The 2,856-nt window shown below is 66.6% G+C and carries 2 protein-coding genes; one reads left to right on the forward strand and one right to left on the reverse strand.

Translation table 11 applies throughout. The features are described from left to right. Positions 1-286: 286 nt before the first annotated feature. Positions 287-1,531 (forward strand): hypothetical protein, encoded by a 1,245-nt coding sequence (locus JWN03_RS43450; RefSeq protein ID WP_297628488.1) that lies wholly within the window; start codon positions 287-289, stop codon positions 1,529-1,531. Between the two features lie 68 nt (positions 1,532-1,599). On the opposite strand, the gene aspS is transcribed toward JWN03_RS43450, so the two are convergent. After that, the coding region (gene aspS / locus JWN03_RS43455) for an aspartate--tRNA ligase (RefSeq protein WP_297628490.1) at positions 1,600-2,856 on the reverse strand (1,257 nt) is incomplete at its 5' end.

Genomic DNA, 2,856 nt, shown 5'->3' on the forward strand with positions numbered 1-2,856 from the left:
TCAGCTTTACCGCAGCACCCATTCGCTTTGTGAGCAACTGTTGTGCCGCGTACACGACTTCGGCGGCGCGTTCGGCCAATAGTGCGGTCATCGGTTCCCAAGTTACTCGCACCAGGTCACTTTCAGCGAGCGGTTGCGCAACCTTTCGCGCGTCGTCCGGCGTGTCTCGGTGCCGGGTTTGCCCACACGGCGCTGGTTGCTTGACACAACCAGGACCGTCGAGTTTTCTCATGTTCAACTGCTGTGTGTCACACCGTAAACCGGGAAATGTGAAAGGCTCGCGACCATGACCGGCACGCCGCCCTCCGCACCGAACGCACCCTCCGGCGATAATCCGGGCGAGGAGGGCTCCGGGCAGTACACGGCCCGGCCCGGAGCCCATCAAAACCCCGAGCCACCACCGCATTCCGGTGAGCCCGAGCAGGCTCCCGGACACGGTCGCCACGAGTTGCCGGGGCTCGCCGGCTATCCGCAATTCAGCGGGCCGGGCGCCGCGCAGTACGGCAGCGAGGCCGTGGAACCTCCGCCACCGCTGCCCCCGCAGTCGGGCGCGCCGGTGCCGCAGCCCGGCTACGGCCAGCCCGGCCAGATGCCGTCCGGCGGTGCGCCGCAGCAGGGCGGCTTTCCGCAGCAAGGCGGTTACGCACCTCAGCCCGGCGGCTACGCGCCGCAACAGGGAGCACCCCAGCAGGGCGGTTACGCGCCGCAACAAGGTGCACCTCAACAGGGTGGTTACGCACCCCAGCAGGGCGGATACGCACCTCAGCAGGGCGGTTTCGCGCCGCAACAGGGTGCGCAGCAAGGTGGTTACGGACAGCCGCCCGGCGGCTACGAGCAGCCGGGCGGCGCTATGCCGCCCGGGGGACAGCAGCCTTCGGAGCCGCAGTCGTCCACCTACGAGCATCCCCCGATCAGTCTCAATGTGGGCCGCGCCATCTCCTACGGCTGGGATCGCTTCCGCGCCAATCCAGTTCCGTGGATCGGCATGGTGCTGGTCGGATTGATCACCTGGCTGGTGGTCACCCTGCTGGTGAATATCGTTGACGTGCAATCACTCGCCGGCGTGCTGCTGTTGTTCATCGTGGCCGCGCTGGTGATGTGGCTGCTGCAGGCGGCCATGATCCGCGGTGCGCTCTACGAAACCGATGGCACCCCACCGGATTTCCCGGCCTTCTTCGGATTCGTGAATGCCGGCAGTGTGCTGATCACCGCGCTGATCGTCTTCGTGGCCTGTCTGATCGCCTCGATGCTGTGCGTTTTCCCGGTCGTGATCGTCGGCGTGCTGTGCATGTTCGCACTGCATTTCGTGATCGATCAGGAACAGGGTCCGCTGACCGCCATCAAATCCAGTGCCCAGCTGGTGATTCGGAATGCCCTGCAGGTCATCCTGCTGGCCCTGGCCGTGCTGGTGATCACCTTCGTCGGCGCACTGCTCTGCGGCCTGGGTCTGCTGGTCGCCGGTCCGGTCACCGCGATCGCGATCACCTACGCCTACCGCACGCTCACCGGCCGCCTGGTCGTACAGCACTAGCGATCTATACAGAAAAGCACCGGCCGGTATCCATTGATACCGGCCGGTGCTTCGTCTTCGGACCGAGACTACTTGTCCTTCACCGGGTTACCGTCGGCGTCCAGCTTCACGTCCAGTCCCGCGTCGCGTCGCTGCACGGGGGTGATCGGAGTGGGCGCGTCGGTGAGCGGATCCACGCCGCCGCCCGACTTCGGGAACGCGATGACATCGCGGATGGAATCCACACCGGCCAGCAGCGCGGTGATGCGGTCCCAGCCGAAGGCGATGCCGCCGTGCGGGGGCGCGCCGTAGGAGAAGGCGTCGAGCAGGAAGCCGAACTTGTCCTGCGCCTCCTCTTCGCTGATGCCCATCACCTTGAACACGCGCTGCTGCACATCGCGGCGGTGGATACGGATGGAACCGCCGCCGATCTCATTGCCATTGCAGACGATGTCGTAGGCGTAGGCCAGCGCCGAGCCCGGATCGGTGTCGAAGGTGGCGAGCGAATCCGGCTTGGGCGAGGTGAACGCGTGGTGCACCGCGGTCCAGGCCGAATGGCCGAGCGCCACATCGCCACTCGCGGTGGCGTCGGCGGCGGGCTCGAACATGGGGGCGTCGACGATCCAGACGAAGGCCCACTCGTTCTCGTCGATGAGCTCGCACTTGCGGGCGATCTCACCGCGCGCCGCACCGAGCAGGGCGCGGCTGGACTTGGCGTCACCCGCACCGAAGAACACACAGTCGCCGGGGTTGGCGCCGACATACTTGGCCAGACCCTCACGCTCGGCATCGGTCAGGTTCTTGGCGACCGGACCACCGAGGGTGCCGTCCTCCTGAATGAGGATGTAGGCCAGACCCTTGGCGCCGCGCTGCTTGGCCCATTCCTGCCAGGCATCGAGCTGACGCCGCGGCTGCGACGCACCACCGGGCATGACGACCGCACCGACGTACGGCGCCTGGAACACCCGGAACGGGGTGTCCTTGAAGTACTCGGCCATCTCGGTGATCTCGATGCCGAAGCGCAGGTCGGGCTTGTCGGAACCGTAGCGGCGCATGGCTTCCGCGTAGGTCATGTGCGGGATCGGCGTCGGGATCTCGTGGCCGATCAGCTTCCACAGCGCGGCGAGGATCTCCTCGGCCAGCAGGATCACGTCGTCCTGGCGCACGAAGCTCATCTCCAGGTCGAGCTGGGTGAACTCGGGCTGACGGTCGGCGCGGAAGTCCTCGTCGCGGTAGCAGCGCGCGATCTGGGAGTAGCGCTCGATGCCGCCGACCATCAGCAGCTGCTTGAACAGCTGCGGGCTCTGCGGCAGCGCATAGAAGCTGCCCGGCTGCAGGCGCGCGGG

This window comes from Nocardia sp. (assembly GCF_025465275.1).
In the GTDB taxonomy this organism is placed as follows: domain Bacteria; phylum Actinomycetota; class Actinomycetes; order Mycobacteriales; family Mycobacteriaceae; genus Nocardia.

What these genes read in the sequence shown, in the direction of transcription:
- JWN03_RS43450 (WP_297628488.1), top strand. Translation starts at nt 287, where the DNA reads ATGACCGGCACGCCGCCCTCCGCACCGAACGCACCCTCCGGCGATAAT.